Below are 20,443 nucleotides of genomic sequence, written 5' to 3'. Positions count from 1 at the left end.
TTTACTCCCCCTTATACATAGGCTTGCGTTTTTCCTTAAATGCCTGTAATCCTTCTAATCTATCTTTCGTATGGATTACACCTTCATACGCTTGCTTTTCCATTTGTAATCCGGTATGTAAATCTACTTGAATCCCATTTGAAATTGCTTGTTTCGCTAACCGAACAGCAACCGGACCATTATTAGCAATTTTCCCTGCAATCTCAATTGCTTTCTCTTCTAATAAATTTGCTGGTACAACAAATTCTACTAATCCATATTCTATTGCTTCCTGTGCTGAAATACGTCTTCCTGTATAAATTAATTCTTTCGCTCTACCAACCCCAATTAATCTTGGTAGACGCTGTGTACCACCAGCTCCAGGAATAATAGCAAGTGATGTTTCAGTCAGGCCAAGACTCGCTGTATCTGCTGCAATTCTAAAGTCACATGCTAAACTTAACTCAGTGCCACCACCAAGTGCGATGCCATTTACTGCCGCGATAACTGGTTGTGAGAGTTGTTCAACCATATCCATAGTGGAGCGAATCATTCCAACAGCATGACGTACTTGCTCTTCATTCATATTGGCACGTTCTTTTAAATCCGCACCAGCACAAAATGCTTTTTCACCAGCTCCAGTTATAATAACAACGCGTACATCAGACTCTTCATTTATTTGAGTTAACATAGATTGTAACTCTTCTAATAATGCTAGCGATAACGAATTCGCTTGTCTTTCACGGTTTAAAGTTAGCTTTACAATGTGCGGTGTTACGTAATCCATTGAAATATTTTGTAATTGTAGCATCTTCTCACCTACTTATAGTTTTATGTTGAAGCGCTCTATACACATGACTCGGTAATTGGATATTCAACTTACTTTGAATAAACTGACTAGCTTGTAACAACTTTTCTTCATTTATATTCGTTTGTACACCTAATTTATGGAGCATATGTACTAAATCATCTGTTGCAACATTCCCTGATGCTCCTGGTGCATAAGGGCAACCTCCAAGGCCACCACAAGAACTATCAAATGTTGTGATGCCATATTCTAGCGATTGGATTACGTTCGCTAGTGCCATACCATACGTATTATGGAAGTGCATTGCAAATTGAGAAGAATCATATTTTTTAAGTAAACGTTCTAATACAATTTCGACTTGTAATGGATTCGCCACACCAATTGTGTCACCAAGAGAGACTTCATATATGCCCATTGAAAAAAGTTGATTACATAATTCATCTACTGCATCAATGCTTACCTCTCCTTCATATGGGCAACCAAATACAGTAGAAACATAGCCTCTTACTTTCTTCCCTTCAAATCTCGCTTGTTTCGCAATATTTTCTATTACAACTAATGCTTCTTTAATAGATTTATTAATATTACTTTTATTGTGTGATTCACTTGCTGATAAAAAAACATTCACCTCGTCTACATTTTGCAAAAGAGCTCGTTCCAAACCGTTTTGATTTGGAACAAGCGCAGCATATGTAACATCTGGATTTCTTTTTAGCTCTGTAAATACATCATTTGCATCAGCTAATGCAGGAACCCATTTTGGGTGAACGAAGGAGGAAACTTCAATATATGACAATCCTGCTTCTGTAAGTAATTGAATCCATTTCACTTTATCTTTTGTGCCAACAATTTTCTTTTCATTTTGCAGGCCATCTCGTGGCCCTACTTCTTTAATGACAGCAAAATTAGGTAATTTCAATATACTTCACCCCTATTTCTCCCTATTCAATTTCTAGTAATACATCGCCTTCATTTACAAAATCGCCTTCTTGCACATTTATTTTCATTACTGTTCCAGCTTCTTCTGAAACGATTGGAATTTCCATTTTCATAGATTCCAAAATGACGACATCTTGCTCTTCCTCTACTGTATCTCCTACTCCTACAACAATTTTCCAAACATTTCCTGCCATCGATGCATATACTTTTGTCATCATTTTTTCCCCCTTTAATATTCGCAAATCTTATTTTTTAACGAGTTGTTTCGTTACAAATCCAGTTGTATAAATACCACTTTTGAATACATCGTCTTCCAATACTTGCAGTAGCATTGGTGTATTTGTTTTAATACCTTCTACTTTTAACTCTTGCAGCGCATCTTGTAATTTTGAAATTGCTTCTTCACGAGTTTCACCATGTGCTATTACTTTTGCAATCATTGGATCATAGAAAGGCGTTATCGTTACATTATTCTCTAAAAAGTGATCCATACGAACTTTTGTCGGTAACGTTAAGCCGGTAATTTTCCCTGGAGATGGGAAGAACGTTTTTGGGTCCTCTGCGTAAATACGAGCCTCAATGGCATGACCACTACGGTTTACATCTTCCTGTGTAAAGGAAAGCTTTTCTCCAGAAGCAATCCGAAGCTGTTGTTCTACAAGATCTAAACCTGTAATTTCTTCTGTAACTGGATGCTCTACTTGTAATCTCGTATTCATCTCTAAGAAATAGAAGTTTTTCTGGTCATCTACTAGAAATTCTACTGTACCTGCATTTGTATAACCGAGAGCTTTTGCAGCTTGTACAGCGACCTCTCCCATCGCTTTCCGCGTCCCTTCATCTAAAAATGGTGAAGGTGCTTCCTCAATTACTTTTTGGTTTCTACGTTGTACAGAGCATTCGCGTTCCCATAAATACACCGTATTACCGTGTGTATCTGCAAGAAGCTGAATTTCAATATGGTGTGCATCTGCGATATAACGCTCTAAATACATTTCACCATTACCAAAGAAATTCTGTGCTCTTGTTTTATTACTTTCAAATGCTTTGGTGAGCGTTTGCTCAGTTTCCATCAACTGCATTCCAATGCCTCCGCCGCCCGCGGATGCCTTTAGCATTAATGGATAACCAATTTGTTTTGCAATTTCAATTGCTTCTTCAGCAGTTTCAATATTTGTTGTAATACCTGGAACTACCGGAACATCTGCTTCTTGCATTGCTAATCGTGACTCAATTTTACTTCCCATCTTGGCAATAATTTCTTCTGAAGGACCGATAAACACGATTCCTTCCTCTTTACAGCGAATCGGAAACGACGGATTTTCTGATAACAATCCGTATCCTGGATGAATCGCTTCTGCATTTGTCTTCTTAGCTATTTCAATAATCTTTTCAAGATTTAAATAACTTTCTTGGACACGCGGTCCACCTACTAGATAAGCTTCATTTGCCATTTTTACATGGAGTGCATTTTCATCTGCCTCTGAGTAAATAGCAACGGTGCGAATGCCAAGATTTTGGCAAGTTTTAATAATACGAACTGCGATTTCCCCGCGATTAGCAATTAATATTTTTTGAAACATAGTGAGCCCTCCTTTTTATCTACATCCTAAATGTCTTGCAATTACGAGACGTTGAATTTCAGAAGTTCCTTCACCAATTTCTAACAGTTTCGCATCACGAATGTGACGTTCCACTTCATATTCACGCATATATCCATATCCACCATGAATCTGAACAGCTTGATTCGCTATACGACTTGCTGCTTCAGATGCAAAAAGTTTTGCCATAGCCGCTTCTTTACCGAAAGGTTTATCGTGATCTTTTAACCAAGCTGCTTTATGTACTAAATTACGTGCAAGTTCCACTTCAGTCGCCATATCAGCTAGTTTAAATTGAATCGCTTGGAAATTAGAAATTGTCTTTCCAAATTGTTGACGTTCTTTCGCATATTGCAGTGCACGTTCAAATGCAGATTGTGCAATCCCTACAGCTAATGCTGCAATTGAAATACGTCCTCCATCAAGTGTATATAAGAATTGCTTAAATCCTTTATTTACATCACCAAGTATATTTTCTTTCGGTACACGTACACCATCTAGTACGATTTCACAAGTATTAGAAGCACGAACGCCCATCTTATCGTAAGGACTTGAAATTGTTAGTCCTTCGCTAGTTGTCGGTACGATAAATGCAGAAATGCGTTTTTTACCATTTTCTTCAACACCATTGATAGCGGTTACAATAATTGTATTTGCATACTCTGCGTTTGTAATCCAACACTTCTCACCACTAATTACATATTCATCGCCATCTAAAAACGCTTTCGTTTGTGTACCGCCAGCATCAGATCCTGCATTCGGTTCTGTTAACCCAAATGCACCTAACGTTTTCCCTGATGCCATTGGAACTAAATACTTTTGCTTTTGTTCTTCTGTACCGAAATAATAAATTGGAGAAGCACCTAATGAAATCGTTGCAGCGTAGCTTAAACCCGTACCACCACATGCACGACCAATTTCCTCAACAGCTAAAGCGTACGATAGTGTATCGCCGCCAGAACCTCCATATTCTTCTGGGAATGGGATTCCTAACAAACCTAGTTCGCCCATTTTTTGAAATGTTTCATATGGAAATTCTGCAGTTTTGTCATAATACACAGCTTTCGGTGCGATTTCCTTTTCAGCAAAATCACGTACCATTTCTTTAATCATTTGTTTTTCGCGAGTTAGAGTAAATTCCATTCCGCTACACACCCCTTATCGAATATTGAGTTTCGACAGCGTGCGAGTTTGTACTACAAACATTACTTTTTAGAGACAAGAATATTTTTTTGGATAATTGCTATAATTCTGTCATAACTTAATTTTAAAACAGAATCTGTACTCATGCACAAAAAAATTCCTACATTGTTCTACAACAACGTAAGAATTTCACTGTCGAATTTTGTGTTTTTTTGTTTAGTAATCTCTACCCTTTCCTGAATCCGAAATTTCCACTAGTGCTTCAGGATATGGTTCGAAATATGTTTGTCGTAATAAATAACCTTCTTCAAAGCGAATCGCCCAAGACTTTAAAATTGCAAGTAAACTACTTAGTGGAATTTTTTTCTCAGCATACTTATGAAGCAATGTCAAAAAATGCTCTTTTTCTTGGTTTTTCAGCTTCGTTTTAAAGTATCCGAAAATATGCTCACATACATTTACATTCGATGTATAGCGCGGTGTACGCATCAATAATTCATATAAAACCTTCTCGTAATTCTCAAAAACAGACTCAATTTGACCTTTTGTTTGATTCGCAATAATACGGCCTAATTCTTTCTGTTTCACTTGGTTATATGCCATGAATAAATATTTATAATCGGATTGAAAAGACACGAGTTCTTTCAAACTTTTATTATGTTTAATCGTTTTAAAATGAGTGATCGTAAACAATCTTGTAAAGAAATGTTCTCGAATAATAAAATTCGACAATCTACCTTCCTCTTCTATTGCAAGATGCGGAAATTTTTTTAATACAGCACCGCCAAATACGCCCGCACCTTTTCCTTTTGCTGGCGCTTTCTCATATCCTGTATAAACTTTCACATCCCTAGTTCCACAGCTTGGTGAACGACTTTTCAAAATAAAACCATCAACATCTAGTAACGTATGTAAAAAATGATTTGAAAACTGCTCCATTTTTCCCGTCACGTCTTCTCGTGTTGAAGGTTGTACGAGTTTATTGATTCCACCCTCCTCGACAATACGTATCGTTTCCCGAGGAATTCCTAAGCCAATCTCCACTTCAGGACATACTGGAATAAATGTAACAAATGGCTGCAAATTTCGAATTGTTATATCTGGAATCATATCTCCATTATAACGACAAGCAGCGAATTCTAAGCATTTACTAACAACAACTGTTGGCTTAGTAAATTGTCGCATTTCATTACCTCCGTGGTGTTATTCCATACAATATAAATTGAATCGTATTTTCAATTTCTACTTCATCATCCCATTTTTCTTCCGGCAACAATAAAAATCGTGTTAAAAGTAATCCTAAAATTGCTGATAGAGTAAAACGTAATACAGAAGGTGTAGGTATTTCAATAATTTGTCCTTTTTCTTGAAATTTTACAATTAGTTTTTTGAAATGAGAAAATAGTTCTTTTTCCACTAATTGTTGTATTTCACTTTTTAATTCTGGCTGAAATGGCACTTCTTGTATTAATATTTTTAACATCGGAAAGTGTTTTTTTGCAAATTCAAATCGGTTTCGAATGGCTACTCTTAAAAACTCTTCATATGATTCATAATCATTTTTAAATATTTCCTTCGCAAAAGCTTGTACGAAAAACGGTGCTGCAAACTTTGTTAAAGTCGGCATTACAACTGCTAATAGTAAATCTTTTTTTGTTTTATAGTAGCGGAAGATCGTTCCTTCCGCTACACCAGCTCGTTTTGCAATCTCACTCGTTGAAGTTGAAGCGTATCCTTTTTCTCCAAACATATCAACTGCCGCCTCTAATATACGCATTTGACGTTCGTTGCGCTTATCAGTGCTTGTCGCAGCAATTAATTCTTCAAGCCAATCTTTCTCCATTTATAAAGCCCCTTTTTTATTATCATTATATTCTGCGGTGTTTCTTTAAAGCAAATACATTCCCTACTGCAAATAATACAGAAAACAGAAGAAGTATGCTAAGATCCAATACAATTTCAGAAAACCCTTGATTTCGAATCATCACTTGCCTCATTGCATCAGCACCATATGTGAGTGGAAATAACTTTCCTAATATTTGCAACCATTTATTCATCGATTCAATAGGAAACAAACCGGAAAAGAAAACTTGTGGCACAATTACAAGCGGGATGAACTGAATCATTTGAAATTCATTGTTAGCGTATGCTGACAAAAATGTTCCTAATGTTAATGCTGTCAGCGAGAGCATACATGTAATAAGTAAAGTAAGCCATAAAGACCCAGCGACATATAAATCGAGAATATACACTGAAAAGCTTACAATAATAATAGACTGTAAAAATGCAAAAATCCCAAATCCAACTATATATCCTACGACAATCTCCCATCTTCTAACTGGAGTAGATAATAGCCTTTCTAGTGTCCCACTTAAACGTTCTCTTACAAAGGATACCCCTGATAAAATAAAAACAAAGAAAAATGTAAAGAAACCAATTAATACCGGACCAAGCCCATCAAACATTGTAAAATCTTTAGAACCGTGTAAGAAACTAACTTCTGGCTTCATAATAGATGCATCTTGTTTCTCCGTACCTTTTTGTAACACTTGCAACACAGCACGATTTTTGGAAGAATCACTACCTTCTAGTAATACTCCTATTTTTCCATCCTCTAAAGTAATTACTGCGTCTAATTGTTGTTTCCCTAACTCAGAGTAAGCTTTATCCTTGCTATACTCATGAATCGTTACGTCTTGCTTTTTCATCGCTGACACTATAGGAGCTGGCATGTCTATTAATGCAATGTGTGGTGTATAATCTTTTTGTGTAAATACAAGTGATAATAACCAAAGCAATAACATTGGAGCTCCAAACATCATTGCGAGAGATCGCTTATCTCTAAAAAATTGACGAATGATTCGAATGATCACGCCACCGATTCTCATAATTCAATCCCTCTTTCCAATAAGAAGACATCTTCAATTCGTCCAGATGAAGTTTGCCCTTTTAATTCCTCTGGTGTTCCAACTGCAACTAATTTCCCTTCTCTAATTAGCCCAAGTCGTTCACAAAATTCCGCCTCATCCATAATGTGCGTTGTTACGATAATCGTAGTTCCTTTCTTTTTAAGCTCATAAAATTTTTCCCAAATCGATTTACGAAGAACTGGATCAATTCCGACTGTCGGTTCATCTAAAATTAATATTTCCGGTTCATGAAGGAGCGATATCGCTAATGATAAACGTTTCTTCATTCCACCCGAAAAATGTTGTACTTGCTTTTCCATATGTTGTGATAATTCCACTAGCTCAAAAACTTCTACTATTCTCTCCTTTTTACGCTTTCCCTTTAGCCCATACATCGTTGCAATAAAATCTGCGTTTTCATAAGCTGATAATTCTTCATAAAGAGCATCAGCTTGAGCCATATAACCAATTTTTTTCATCTCATTTAAATGAGGCATTTTCGTACCTAAAACTGTAACATCACCTAAAGTTGACTCACTAATGCCAGCAACCATTTTAATGAGTGTCGTTTTCCCAGATCCTGAAGGACCAACTAAACCAAAAATTTCTGCCTTTTCTACAGTTAATGAAAGATTATGCAAAACTTCTTTTTTTCCAAAATACTTTGATACGTCCTCTAAAATTATTGAAGGTTGTTGCAAGTAAAATCCCCCTTTTCACAAAATGAGTGAGTACTCACTTTTTATTTTACTCTTAGCGTATTGTATGTCAACTTTATTTATGTGCCTTATTTTTTTATTCGCAATTTGTAACATAATGAAACAAAGTCGACATTAGAATACATTTTCTCAAAGTCGACTCTGTTTCATTTCAAATCATTATCTTTTATTCATGTCTGCAAATTCAAATACTTTCTAATTCTAGCAATGTCTAAAGAATACTCAATAATTAGTTGCTGTATTGGTAAAATAACAGTTTCTGGATATAAATGCGCATACCTCAGTGTTTCTGTATACTTTTCTAATCTTCTCTCTAAATACTTTACAATTTGTTCTGGATGATTTACTAATAAACATTGGCTATAATAATGGATTTGTTCTTCAGTCGCAGTGTACTCCTCAATTTCAAATTCTTTATGCATGTGTACGCTCCTTTATCATTTTTTGTTTGAATAAGCAATACATAGTCTAAACCAACCGAAATCTGAGTATTTTAATTGCTTACACTATAACAAAGTCGTTAGGTCAAAATTTGTTAGTTTATGTAACGTAGAATAAATTTAACAAAATTGTAATGGATAATTTCATTGTACATATTATAATCTTCTAAAAAAACAGAGTAATATTTTGTCTATTGAAAATATTACTCTGTTTTTTTAATTATATATTTAATTTTTTTAATAGCTGATTCACACACCTCAAAATCTTCAATATTTCTGAACATGTTAAAACCTTCTTCTACTATCTTTTCTTTTCATCTTTAACGTGTTTTTCTCTAATATAATATTAGAATTTAATCCATTTATTTTTTAAAAAAATTTCATAAACACATTCAACTCACTTGTAATCTAAAATGAACTATCACCTTTTTTACAATATACAATTTATATTCCTCCAAATCATAATGATCACAAAAATCATTCTTTTCTCCACTCACTGTATCTCACACCATCAGCATTTTATTTTCTGATAATATATCAATAATTTGTTTAGCCCGTACTTGATAATTATATTCCTGAACAGCTACACTACCATGATCTCGAATTTCTTGTCGTTTTTCTTTATGCTTTAGAAAATAATCTACTGCATGAAGTGTTTCCTTCGCTGATGAAACTGCGATTAAATCTATTCCTGGTTTAAATATTTTTCTAACACCTAGCGTATCCATTGTAAGGAGCAATCCCCCAGAACCTAAAATTTCATAAGTTCTCTGAGTGAGTAATTCTGGATAATTTTGTAATCCGAGTGTAATTTTCGCTGAATTATATACCTTATGAGCCTCTAAATAATGAATAGGTCCATGAATCCACTCCTTTGGTATATCCATTCCAAAAAAACGACTCATTTCATCCCACTTATTCCCCCAAAAATCAACTCTTATATTATTTTCCAGAAGTGGACGAATCAATACGTTTAGTGAATTACTCCGGAAGTGTTCAGGATATTTTTCAAAAACATGAGGATATGCATTTGCAACAACCGCGATTGAACTTTTATATTCAGCAAATTCATTCGTTTTATAGTGTACACTTTTTTCAAATCCAAAATCTAAATGAGCAGATGGAACCCCCAACTGTTCATATACCTTAACTGTATTAGGGCATATTGTAAAAACAAAATCTGGTCTCATTCTTTTAACTAACGGAATTGACCAAATTTTCGTATATGCTGGATCTTCTACAGCCCAATAAATGAGTGGTACTTTTATTTTCTTCATACAGTCCCTTATTATATCTTGTTTTTCTTTTGTTTGTTCTTGTCCCCAGCCAATTGAAATTACCAAATCTGGTTCAAATTCATATAATGTTTTTGATAATTCTTTTGTTATCGGGCCTGAAATTAAAACGTTATGTCCATCAGCTTGAAATCCCCTAGGTAGATTATTTTTCCATATATGGCTACTCTCTAAAAATAAAATACGCATTTGATTTCACTCCTTAACTCGCGACTCTATATTATTTTTTTGTTATTTTAAAATCAAATGAGCATCTCACTTACTTTTACTATTTTGTATTTCTTTTTTCTTAATTCAGAAATTATAATATCTGTTGCAGCAGCTGTGGAATTTCCATTCAAATGAAATAATACAATATCTCCACCTTTTACATTATCCATTACTTTTCTAACAATACTATCAACCTCTGATTCCTTCCAATCATTAGAATCTATATTCCAATGAATTGTATAAGGATAACCTATTTTACTAGCAATCTCTAAAATTTTTTTATTCCAATTCCCAAGCGGCGGTCGGAATAAAGGGACTCCTTCAGTTTTTAAAATATCCTTAAAACAATCTGTTGTTTTTTTGAATTCCTCTATGATATTTTCATATGGTGTTCTTATTAAATCTGAGTGACTATATGAAAAGTTTGCAATTTCATGACCTTCTAAAACAATTCGTCTTGCAAGAGTGGGGAAACTCTCTACCCATTTACCTGTCAAAAACATAGTGGTTTGAATATTATGTTTTTTTAAAACCTCTAAAATTTCTTCAGTTTTATCCGCAAAACCATTTGCATTATAAGTTAACGAAATTATTTTTTCGTTTATAAAACCTTTAGAAATTAGTGTTGATGGTAGAAAAGTGAACTGTGTATAACCCCTATCAATTTTTATTAATTGCCCTACATAAGTCCAATCTGAGTCCATGCTATTATCTATTTTAATTTTTTCAACTGAAATATTAAATTTTTTCGAAATACTTCCTAAAGTATCCCCATGACAAATTGTGTAATAATCATAGTTTGTATGTTGTATTTGATTTACTCTTTTTACTTTCAATGGCTGACCAGCATAAATTTTATTAGAGATAAGGTTATTTAATATTTTTATAGAATTAATATTTATTCCTAATTCTCTCGCGATATCACATAGTGTATCTCCGTTACATACATTATAAAATTCAAAATCTCCCTCCCTGTAAACTTTTTTTATCTCTTTTTTAAAACTGTAACTGCTTCTTTTACCATTAAATATTCCGTATTCCGTTAACACATCAATAATAAATTCTGCTCGTTTCATGTAAGAATGACTTTCAACTGCTTTTCTACCATTTTTTCTAATTTCCTCTCGTTCTCCAGGGTGTTGGAGATAATAATTGATTAATTTAACAGTCTCCACAGGTGAAGAAGATGTAATTAAGTCTCTACCTACTTTAAATAATCGATGAATCTCAGGGATGTCGTTTGTTAAAAGAAAACCACCTGACCCGAGTATTTCATACGTACGTTGAGTAAGTTGAGTAGGTAGATTTTGAAGCCCTAGAGTAATATCAGATGAACTATAAATTTTATTTGCACTCGTGTAATCAATATAGCCATGAATCCAACTATCTGGAATATCTATACCTAATATCCCCTTCATTTCACTCCAATATCCCCCATAAAAATCTATTTTTATATTTTGTTCGAGCAAAGGTTTAATTAATATTTTTAGAGAGTGATGTCGAAAATGCTTTGGAAAATAACTTAATTTTTGAGGATATCCATTTGCAACAAGTGCAACTGAAGCACGGTATTTCAAATCTTGTTGTACTGGATAATGAATAATTGGATGATAACCGAAATCTAAATGTTCAGCTGGAATATTCATTTCCTTGTAAAAATTCACCCTATCATGACAAATTGTAAATACAAAATCAGGATGTGTTCGCTGTATATATGGCAAAGTGAAAATTTCTGTAGAGGTTGGATCTTCCGTTGCCCAATAAATATGCGGAATGTTAAATTTTTTCGTGTTTTCAAAAATCCATTTTTGTTTAAGTTGAGACGCAGTCTCCGGTCCCCATCCCATTGTTACAATTAAATTCGGTCTAAAACTTTTAATTAGGTCGTAAATAATATGCTTATTCAATGGTCCTGAAACCTTTACATCATATCCAATATCTCGAAAACCATTTGGTAAACCATAAATCCACATGGGATGACTTTCTAAAAATAATATTCGCATATTTCTTCACTCCAAAAGCTGTAGATTAAAAATCATTATTCTTTATGTTCTCTTTCTTTTCCGTTTTAGAAAGTTATCGAATTAATAAATTAAGAATTATCATAAATTACTGTACAAAAAGCCTAAACTTTTCATAGTATATACTTTTAGTACTTCCACACTACAGTAAACTAAGTATTATGAAAGATAAGCTGTAATTAGTTTTTCTTATTTATATGTTTCTACATAGCTAAATGACTGGGAATTTAATTTCTTAAAAACTCATTTCACATTTGAATCAATTGAATTTTCAAACATATCATTTTAAGAACATGCATCATGGAGTAAAATTTAATAACTTTAATCAAAAAATCGTACAGATTAATTTAACTGTACGACTACAATTTCAGGCCTTTTAAAAAGTCTTTGTGGAATAATGCTGTTTCCTAGTCCTCTGCTTACTATCATTGACGTACTTTGTTCTTCATACAAACCTGCAGTGTATTCTGGTAATACCCCCTGATTAGGTGCAAATAACCCGCCAATAAAAGGTAATCTTACTTTTCCTCCATGAACATGTCCTGATAAAACTAAATTACTTTTTTCTTCAGCATAGTTTGGTAAAAATCCAGGTCTATGAGACAGTAACACTTTGTAACTATCGGAATCTACTCCACCTCGTGCTTTAACAAGTTCATTCTTTATTGTATTCATTTCATCTTTTTCTTCATTATTTCCCATAGTAAATGCAGGATCATCTATACCAAGAAGATAAATTGCCTGTTCGCTTTTTTGAATGCGTATATGTTCATTTCTCAAAGCAATAACATTATGTTTTTTTATCTTTTCTTTTAAACTATCATATCGCTCTGACCACGCTTCATGATTTCCTGTCACAAAATAAATAGGATAATGCTCTGCAAGTTTATTTATTAGCTGTAAACTCGCCTCTTCATCATATTTATTACTATCAATTAAGTCTCCTGTTATGACAATTATATCTGGATCCAAACTTTTTACTTTTTCAATGAATACTTCTTGGTTTTCGCCAATTTTTTTATTATGTAAATCAGACAACTGTACAATTTTAAATCCTTTAAAAAGAGAAGGTATTTTGCTAGATGTTACTGAAATTTCACTTATACTAATTAAATTGTTTTGTAAATATAATAATTCCTAATACCGCAGTAATAATCAATATTATCCTTTTAAATCTACGTTTCAATTACAATTTATTATTTTTAAAAATTTGTTTATGAAATTCAATTCAGCACATGAAATTTCAGGAATATATCTTTATATTTTATATTTAAAATAAACAGGATATAATTTAAATATCATATCCTGTTTGCAAATATCTATCATGGAGATTTTGAAATTCTATCTTTCATTTTTGGAATTACTTCATTACTAGATATTTTTTGACCTGCAGGAAGATTTAATATAGCTGCTGCACTTTTACTAAGATACATATCTTTATTCGTTTCATGATCTACTATAAATATTCCTTGTCCCTCAAATTCAAAATAACTAATTTCTTTTATTTGCGTTGTATTATTTTTTATAGTTTGATATATTTCGTATAAATCTTTACTTCTATTTTCTCCCCCCGTACGTATAGGCGTTTTATCGTCCGCTACAATTAATCCTTCTGATTGTTCCCCGTTCATAATAAACCATAATTTTTCATTTGTTGGTAATAATATATGTGAGACATTTGAAGCATTTAAAATTTGCTGGGATGGAATTGTCGTATAGATTGGAAAAGAAAATGTTGAAGTTTCCACTTTCATAGGAGCTATTTGTTCATGTGAAATATACTTACTATGTTCATAATCTTTTAAAGCTATAGATTCTGGTGTTTCTTTTTGTTTATTGGATGCATAACCATTGCTACTTACATACACAATTGCAATAACGAAACAAACACACGGTATAGCAAACTTTAAAAATTTTTTCATAAGTAAACACACCCTCCCTTTCTCATAGCATTAATTTGCACGAACATTGTAGACCGTTTCATTCCACCAAAAATTATTATTGTTATGAAAAGAACTAAAGTTATGATTGTAATGATCGCCGTACCAAGGATCCATATATGTTATATAATCGACTCCATTCGTCCCTTTATAGTATCCATCAAGTACTAAGAAATGTCCGATATTCGTTCCATTTTGCCACATAATTAGCGCAATCATCGGTTGATTACTATTAATTTGGTTTTTGAACCAATCATAAGATTTAGCTCCAGAACTGATTGCTGAGCTCACTCCATATCCTGAAAGCCCATATTGTATTTCTCTTGAAGTAGCCGGATCATTATATGAGTCACCTTTAACATATTTAACAAATTGCTCTTGTCTAGGTGTTTTTCCAAAGTAATTTAAAACTGAAACGGAAGTGCCGGCCCAACACCAATTTGATTTTTCTTGTAAAACGTTAGGAACAGCTAATTTTCGATCTGTTGAAGTATTTGGAGGATTACCATTTATATACGCTGATGTGACATATACCTTCTTTCCATCTTTAAAATAGTAAAACCAACGACTATCTAAACTTCCAGTCCAATAATCTTTAACTGCTTCACCATTTTCCCAACCTTTAAATGTTACCTTTGTATTCCCTGGTAACACTTCTACAATATTAGCATTCAAGCTTTTTGCATCTCTGACATTTACATTAAGTGGTGCTGTCGTACCAGAAAATTCCACTTCCTCTGCAAAAGAATTTTTGATACCAACCAAACTCCAAAAAAGAAATAATACAATCATACATATAAAAAACTGTTTTCCCACCCTCATCTTCTCACTCCTTATTCCCATAAATCGTATAGAAAAACCACCGACAATTCATCATTATTAATTGTTCAAGCTTAATATTACATACTAAAGAAAAAACAATATTAAACAAAAAAACAGCCTATAAATTTATAGGCTGTTTTACACATCATCACGTATTACTTAGCTAGCTCTTTCGTCCCTTTCATTACATCAACGAAAAATCCCCAGTTATTCACAACAGAAGAAATACTTATATGTTCATCTGGTGTATGAACGTTGAAAATATCTGGCCCAAATGAAATAGCATCTAATTCAGGCATTTTTTGAACGAATACGCTACATTCAATACCAGCGTGTACCGCAAATATTTCAACACCTTTATTGTATTTTTCTTTATGTACCTTTTCAAATAAATTACGAATAGATGAATTTGGATTGTACGGCCATTCTGGATACTCAGATTCTTTTTCAAACTTAGCACCAACTAATTCTGCAATATGTTTAATTTCATCCACAATATGCTGTTTTAAACTGCTTACAGAGCTTCTCACTTCGTTACGTAATTTAATTTCATCTTGTAAAGTTTCAATAACTCCTAAATTTGTTGAACTTTCTACCAGTCCTTTAATATCCATGCTCATGCTTTGAATACCGTTTGGAATTAAAAATAACGAAGAAATGAGTTGGTTTTGTGTTGCTTTAGCAAACACTTTTTCTGCATTTTCTTCTAGTTTCGTTAGAGAAACATGTACATCGGGATCAACAGCGCGTAGCTCTTCTTGTAAAACGCGTGTCCATGCTTGTACTTTCTCTTCTGCCTTTTGTACATCTTTTTCATCCAATAAGATGGTAGCCACACTTTCACGTGGAATCGCATTTGTTTTTAATCCACCGTGAATTTCACTCACATTAAATTGGATTTCAGCTGATAAATCATGAAGGACTCGTCCTAACACTTTATTCGCATTACCACGTTGTTTATCAATTTCCATACCAGAATGGCCGCCTTTTAGCCCTCCAACATATAAACGATAAGTTGACGTGTTAGCAGGTGCTTCTTCCCAAATAACAGAAATTGTTTCAACTGCTTTCGCTCCACCAGCGCTACTTACTAGTAATTTATGGTCCTCTTCAGAGTCAATATTAATAAATATCTTTCCATCAAAATACTTTGCATCAACAGCGAATGCACCGCCCATTGTCGTTTCTTCTTCTGTTGTAATAACAACTTCAAGAGCTGGATGCGGAATATCTGTAGAATCTAATAATGCTAACGCATATGCAACTGCAATACCATTATCAGCACCTAAAGTCGTTTGATTTGCGTATAGCATATCTCCGCTAATTCTTAGTTCAATTGAATCCTTCTCAAAATCATGAACTGTCGCTTGATTTTTCTCACAAACCATATCCATATGACCTTGAATAATAATTGCTGGAACATTTTCATAACCAGCAGTTGCTGCTTTTTTTATAATGACATTTAACGCTTCATCTTGTATAACTTCTAAGTTACGTTCCTTTGCAAAGTTAACTAAGTAACCACTAATTTCTTTTTCATTTCCTGATCCTCTAGGAATCTTTGAAATTTCAGCAAAATGATAAAATACAGGGTGCTTTATTAATTGTTCTAAAGTAGAATACATTTTTTAAGCTCCTCTCCAAAATACAAATCAATATGTAAAAAACGAAAATCCCTTCTTATTATACCATGGTTCAACATTTTATACTTTGAATCCCCCTAAAACACTTCTAAATTGTGCCTGTTTTGTCGGTATGTAAAACGAGAAATTAAATACCTTACAAGATTGTAAAAGTAATGTAATCTAAGTCGATTTTTTCAATATCAAAATAGCAATATACTCTCTGCAGAGCTAATTTAAGGAGACGAGAAACATGAAAAGATTTTTAGCTATTATTACAGTATGTTTACTATTTTCCAGCTTTATAATCGGATGTGAAAGAGCTCCAAGTCGAAACAAATTTTGCATATCATATGCTTATTTTTACAAATGAGTTGTTCATCTCGCCTACAAACAGAGAAAACTATGCTTTTGAACTATTTACTACGGATATAAAAAAGAAAATGCTACTATGCATTTTCTTTTAATTTTTTCCCTTGTATATATTTTGATGTATTTCCATTCATAAGTTTTTCTAGTCGATTAATATTTTCCGTTAATGCACCTTTCACAAGAGAGAAATCTGTATTTGGTTCTTCTTTTTCTTCTTTAAAAAACGAAAGATTTTGTTTCTTTGTCTCTTTCATCTCTTCTCCCCCTTTTGTAAAAAAATACAACTCCTATATACTTCTATTATATCTTAAGCGTGGACAGGGTGCACTCTTATCCTTTTCTCTTCAATTCTTCTTCTAAGTTTTCTACTTGCTGCATTGTATCCCCTTTTATTAAAGAAAAATCCGTTGTATCCTCAGCTTTTTCTTTAAAAAATTCATTACTATATTCTTTTTCCACTACAATCACCTCTACGTGTTAGTGTAGGAATGATTGTCCAATTTTATTCCTTTTTTGTCTGATTTTCTCGAATTTAGCCCCAAATTATGTATAAAGGAAAAGGACAGAACTGCAATTCTGCCCTTATTTATTAAAATAACTATGATGAATCGTTAAATTATATACATTTTCAAAATCCCGATCTTGAAGATGATTCTTCTTCCCATCAATAATAATGTAAACGTCTTTTACTATTTTTGCTGGGATAATTCCGATATTTTCTACTTGTACTGCTTTTTGCTCATTTAATTGCTCTATATGCTCTAAAGGAACTGAAATACTAAATTGAGAACGAATACCACGGAAGTTTGTGTTCAATTCACTTGCCGCTACGAATACAACGATTTTCGCACCAATTTGTTCTGCATACGTATCAAGAAATGCGTTTAAACTTTGCGTATATTCCTCTTCCGTATGCCACTGCATCGTCTTAAATGCTACTGGATTTACATTTTGAATAATTGTAGTATATATTTCTCCTCTCGCTTTTGAAGCAATTAATGACCGTTTAATAGATTGAACTGTCTTTCCGATATCACTAAATTTTGCTCCCCATATTTCTGAAATATTTGGCGTTAAGATGAATGCAATATCCACAAAGATTACCATTGCAGTGAACATTAAAAGGTTTTTCCAGAGGGTTAAATCTATTCCCTTAATCATGAAATATACTGTGACTGATGTAATAAATAAACCGTACCAAGTTTTTCGGATTAGTTGTTTTTTCTCCTCGTACAATTCTTCATTTTTCCAATAAAAGAAAATCAGAAATAAAAAGACGATTACAAGAAAAAATAAGCCAATTCGAATGTTAGAGATAGTCAATCACATCACCCTCCATTCAAAAACTTCTCACGATATCATTACATGCATGCCTCGCTCTCTTTATGACAAAAAACATGGACAACCTTCTAAGATTAGCTACAATGCATATACATAAGAAAGAAGCCATGTCTTTTATCCTGAATCTACATTGTATACGTAGACAAGCATGTATTTCAAATTTTCATACACATTTTTTATTACAACTATTTAAAAGGAGATATGTTTTGGAATTTCTCCTTCTGGTACTTCTCCATCCATACTTAAATAATAATGACGAATTGGACGTAAATTTTCAGCTAATTCATACACAAGTGGAATACTAGTCGGAATATTTAAAGATACTACGCCATCATTTGATAGATTATCTAAGTACTTTACAAGTGAACGTATTGTGTTACCGTGCGATGAAATAATTACTTTTTCACCCGCTCGTAATGTTGGCGCAATTTCTTTATGCCAATAGTCCAATACCCTTTTCTCAGTATCCTCTAAACATTCAGTTAATGGAAATTCACCTTTTTTGAGCGCTTTATATCTCGGATCGTTTATCCCATACCTTGAATCATCTTCAGTAAGCGTCGGTGGTCTTACATCAACACTTCTTCGCCAAATATGAACCTGCTCATCACCATATTTTTTAGCAGTTTCCTCTTTATTTAATCCTTGCAATGCACCGTAATGTCGTTCATTCAACTTCCATGATTTATGTATAGGAACCCAAGTGAGATCCATTTCATGCAGCACAATCCATAATGTCCGAATTGCTCGTTTTAATACAGATGTATAGGCAACATCAAACGTATAACCGTTTTTCTTTAGAATTGCTCCTGCTTCTCGTGCTTCACTTAATCCATTTGTTGATAAATCTACATCTGTCCATCCTGTAAATCGATTTTCCAAATTCCATAAACTTTGTCCGTGACGAATGAGTACAAGTTTTATCATCATAATTCCCCTCTCGGAAATGAATTTTTTAGTTTTCAATACGTACACGTATAAAGTATCTGATAATGTAATTTTTTATCCATTTATTCTATGAGTCACTCATATTTGCCAAATTCACGGATAAAATTTATTCTTTTTCTAACGATAAAGACAAGAAAAATCAACGCATGCTTACTTTTGATCTACCGGTAGTTCACGTTTCGATAACCATGCATCAAAACCTGAACGGCTATTTGCCATTTCTTTCATAACTTGATGCCAATTTTCTTCACACGCTTCGCCAAATTTTGAAAAAATAGCTCCCATTTGTTCCCTTTGAACATCGCTAAGTTTCTTCTCTAATTCAGCACCTTCTTTTGTTAGAACAAGCTGTTTCACACGTCGATCATGTGCAGCTTCATTACTTTCAATAAGTTCTTTTTCTAGAAGTTGGCGTAATGGACCGTGAAGAGCTTGTTTACTTATTTCTAATAACGATAACAATTCATTTACACTGAGCCCTGGAAAACGAGCAATAAAAAATAAAATTCGATGATGTACTCGTTGTATCCCGTATTCTTTTATAATTTCATCCGGTTTTTCTGTAAATGTTTTATATGCAAAATAAAACAATGCAAGTGCTTGATTCATTTGTTCTTCTTTATGCTGTGTCATCAACTGTCCCCCTATATGTAAATTATACCACAATTCAAATGCAAATCATTAAGTCCGCTTCATCGACCTAATTTCTTAATAAACAAAAAGCGTAGCCCAAAATATTAAGAGGCTACACTTTTTGTTTTATCGAAAGCATATTAATTTTCAGCTAAAGTTAACTGCCAAGAAACACCATACTTATCGTTTAACCAACCAAACTTCTTACTAAATGGATACGGGGCTAGCGGCATAAGAATTTTGCCTTCCTCTGCTAACTTATTAAAAACCGTATCAATTTCTTCTTCTGTTTCACAATTTACATAAAGAGACATAGATGGAGTAAAGGTAAAGTTATGCTTCACACTGCTATCAATACACATAAATTCCTGTCCATTTAATGTGAATGTTGAATGGATGACAGTCCCTTCTTTACCAGGACCCTTTGCATCATAACGAGAAATACTCACAATTTCTGATTGATCAAATAATGAAGTATATAAATTCATCGCTTCCTCAGCTTTGCCTTCAAACATTAAAAACGTAGTAATTTTTTGTTTTGTGTTGCCCATTTTGAGACCGCTCCTTTGTATGTGCATTTCATACATACTCGCAAAACAAACGCGAACGTATATTCCTATAAGTTTATTTTCCCTAAAAATTATTAGATTGTCAACTACATGCATCTTAATGTTATAACCAATTCTTAGAATCTATACTTA

21 protein-coding genes and 2 pseudogenes are annotated in these 20,443 nt (G+C 33.3%); 1 reads left to right on the top strand and 22 read right to left on the bottom strand.

Annotated features, from left to right (window positions below; genetic code table 11):
- Position 1: 1 nt before the first annotated feature.
- From DJ93_RS25075 to DJ93_RS25000, 16 genes and pseudogenes are all read right to left on the bottom strand, one after another.
- Positions 2–790 (bottom strand): enoyl-CoA hydratase, encoded by a 789-nt coding sequence (locus DJ93_RS25075; protein ID WP_042983777.1) that lies wholly within the window; start codon positions 788–790, stop codon positions 2–4.
- Between the two features lie 4 nt (positions 791–794).
- Entirely contained in the window at positions 795–1,706 is a 912-nt protein-coding gene (locus tag DJ93_RS25070) for a hydroxymethylglutaryl-CoA lyase (protein ID WP_042983776.1), read from the bottom strand.
- Between the two features lie 22 nt (positions 1,707–1,728).
- Positions 1,729–1,944, bottom strand: coding sequence for an acetyl-CoA carboxylase biotin carboxyl carrier protein subunit (locus DJ93_RS25065; protein WP_001985297.1), 216 nt, complete (start codon positions 1,942–1,944; stop codon positions 1,729–1,731).
- Positions 1,945–1,971: 27 nt separating this feature from the next.
- Positions 1,972–3,309, bottom strand: a complete 1,338-nt coding sequence (locus DJ93_RS25060; RefSeq protein WP_042983775.1) for an acetyl-CoA carboxylase biotin carboxylase subunit — start codon at positions 3,307–3,309, stop codon at positions 1,972–1,974.
- 15 nt (positions 3,310–3,324) lie between these two features.
- Positions 3,325–4,470 carry an acyl-CoA dehydrogenase gene (locus DJ93_RS25055; protein WP_042983774.1) on the bottom strand — a complete coding sequence of 382 codons (1,146 nt, stop codon included), beginning with the start codon at positions 4,468–4,470 and terminating at the stop codon, positions 3,325–3,327.
- A gap of 216 nt (positions 4,471–4,686) precedes the next feature.
- A complete protein-coding gene (locus tag DJ93_RS25050) occupies positions 4,687–5,655 on the bottom strand; it encodes a YbgA family protein (RefSeq protein ID WP_042983773.1) in 969 nt (322 codons plus the stop codon).
- Positions 5,656–5,659: 4 nt separating this feature from the next.
- Complete coding sequence (locus tag DJ93_RS25045; protein ID WP_042983772.1) at positions 5,660–6,313, bottom strand: TetR/AcrR family transcriptional regulator; 654 nt, start codon at positions 6,311–6,313, stop codon at positions 5,660–5,662.
- 25 nt (positions 6,314–6,338) lie between these two features.
- Positions 6,339–7,358, bottom strand: a complete 1,020-nt coding sequence (locus DJ93_RS25040; RefSeq protein ID WP_042983771.1) for an ABC transporter permease — start codon at positions 7,356–7,358, stop codon at positions 6,339–6,341.
- Positions 7,355–8,080, bottom strand: coding sequence for an ABC transporter ATP-binding protein (locus tag DJ93_RS25035; protein ID WP_042983770.1), 726 nt, complete (start codon positions 8,078–8,080; stop codon positions 7,355–7,357). The genes DJ93_RS25040 and DJ93_RS25035 overlap by 4 nt, the downstream gene beginning before the upstream one ends.
- 188 nt (positions 8,081–8,268) lie before the next feature.
- A complete protein-coding gene (locus DJ93_RS25030) occupies positions 8,269–8,520 on the bottom strand; it encodes a hypothetical protein (protein WP_042983769.1) in 252 nt (83 codons plus the stop codon).
- Positions 8,521–9,041: 521 nt separating this feature from the next.
- Positions 9,042–10,022 carry a CgeB family protein gene (locus tag DJ93_RS25025; RefSeq protein WP_241484328.1) on the bottom strand — a complete coding sequence of 327 codons (981 nt, stop codon included), beginning with the start codon at positions 10,020–10,022 and terminating at the stop codon, positions 9,042–9,044.
- A 53-nt stretch (positions 10,023–10,075) separates the two neighbouring features.
- Positions 10,076–12,046 carry a DUF3880 domain-containing protein gene (locus tag DJ93_RS25020; RefSeq protein WP_042983768.1) on the bottom strand — a complete coding sequence of 657 codons (1,971 nt, stop codon included), beginning with the start codon at positions 12,044–12,046 and terminating at the stop codon, positions 10,076–10,078.
- A gap of 360 nt (positions 12,047–12,406) precedes the next feature.
- Positions 12,407–13,250: pseudogene (locus DJ93_RS25015) on the bottom strand (metallophosphoesterase).
- 136 nt (positions 13,251–13,386) lie between these two features.
- Positions 13,387–13,986: a hypothetical protein gene (locus tag DJ93_RS25010; RefSeq protein ID WP_042983767.1), complete on the bottom strand. Its 600-nt coding sequence runs from the start codon at positions 13,984–13,986 to the stop codon at positions 13,387–13,389.
- A 30-nt stretch (positions 13,987–14,016) separates the two neighbouring features.
- Positions 14,017–14,826 carry a C39 family peptidase gene (locus tag DJ93_RS25005; protein WP_042983766.1) on the bottom strand — a complete coding sequence of 270 codons (810 nt, stop codon included), beginning with the start codon at positions 14,824–14,826 and terminating at the stop codon, positions 14,017–14,019.
- 155 nt (positions 14,827–14,981) lie between these two features.
- Positions 14,982–16,451: an aminoacyl-histidine dipeptidase gene (locus tag DJ93_RS25000; RefSeq protein ID WP_042983765.1), complete on the bottom strand. Its 1,470-nt coding sequence runs from the start codon at positions 16,449–16,451 to the stop codon at positions 14,982–14,984.
- Positions 16,452–16,701: 250 nt separating this feature from the next.
- On the opposite strand from DJ93_RS25000, the pseudogene DJ93_RS32445 reads away from it, so the two are divergent.
- Positions 16,702–16,773: pseudogene (locus DJ93_RS32445) on the top strand (YxeA family protein); the annotation flags it as partial.
- 124 nt (positions 16,774–16,897) lie between these two features.
- Here DJ93_RS32445 and spoIISB read toward each other — a convergent pair.
- The 6 genes from spoIISB to DJ93_RS24970 all read right to left on the bottom strand — a co-directional run bounded on the left by spoIISB (position 16,898) and on the right by DJ93_RS24970 (position 20,293).
- Entirely contained in the window at positions 16,898–17,074 is a 177-nt protein-coding gene (gene spoIISB / locus DJ93_RS24995) for a stage II sporulation protein SB (RefSeq protein ID WP_042983764.1), read from the bottom strand.
- Between the two features lie 76 nt (positions 17,075–17,150).
- On the bottom strand, positions 17,151–17,279 hold the full coding sequence (locus tag DJ93_RS24990) for a hypothetical protein (protein WP_042983763.1): 129 nt from the start codon (positions 17,277–17,279) through the stop codon (positions 17,151–17,153).
- 123 nt (positions 17,280–17,402) lie between these two features.
- The gene (locus tag DJ93_RS24985; RefSeq protein ID WP_042983762.1) at positions 17,403–18,143 is read right to left on the bottom strand and encodes a type II toxin-antitoxin system SpoIISA family toxin; all 741 of its coding nucleotides are present in this window, start codon (positions 18,141–18,143) and stop codon (positions 17,403–17,405) included.
- Between the two features lie 207 nt (positions 18,144–18,350).
- Positions 18,351–19,088 carry a 2,3-diphosphoglycerate-dependent phosphoglycerate mutase gene (gene gpmA, locus DJ93_RS24980; protein ID WP_042983761.1) on the bottom strand — a complete coding sequence of 246 codons (738 nt, stop codon included), beginning with the start codon at positions 19,086–19,088 and terminating at the stop codon, positions 18,351–18,353.
- Positions 19,089–19,259: 171 nt separating this feature from the next.
- Positions 19,260–19,742: a MarR family winged helix-turn-helix transcriptional regulator gene (locus DJ93_RS24975; protein ID WP_042983760.1), complete on the bottom strand. Its 483-nt coding sequence runs from the start codon at positions 19,740–19,742 to the stop codon at positions 19,260–19,262.
- 140 nt (positions 19,743–19,882) lie between these two features.
- Positions 19,883–20,293: a VOC family protein gene (locus DJ93_RS24970; RefSeq protein ID WP_042983759.1), complete on the bottom strand. Its 411-nt coding sequence runs from the start codon at positions 20,291–20,293 to the stop codon at positions 19,883–19,885.
- Positions 20,294–20,443 lie beyond the last annotated feature (150 nt).

It is taken from the genome of Bacillus clarus, from assembly GCF_000746925.1.
GTDB classification, from domain to species: Bacteria; Bacillota; Bacilli; order Bacillales; family Bacillaceae_G; genus Bacillus_A; species Bacillus_A clarus.
This window is presented reverse-complemented; position numbering and strand designations above follow the sequence as displayed.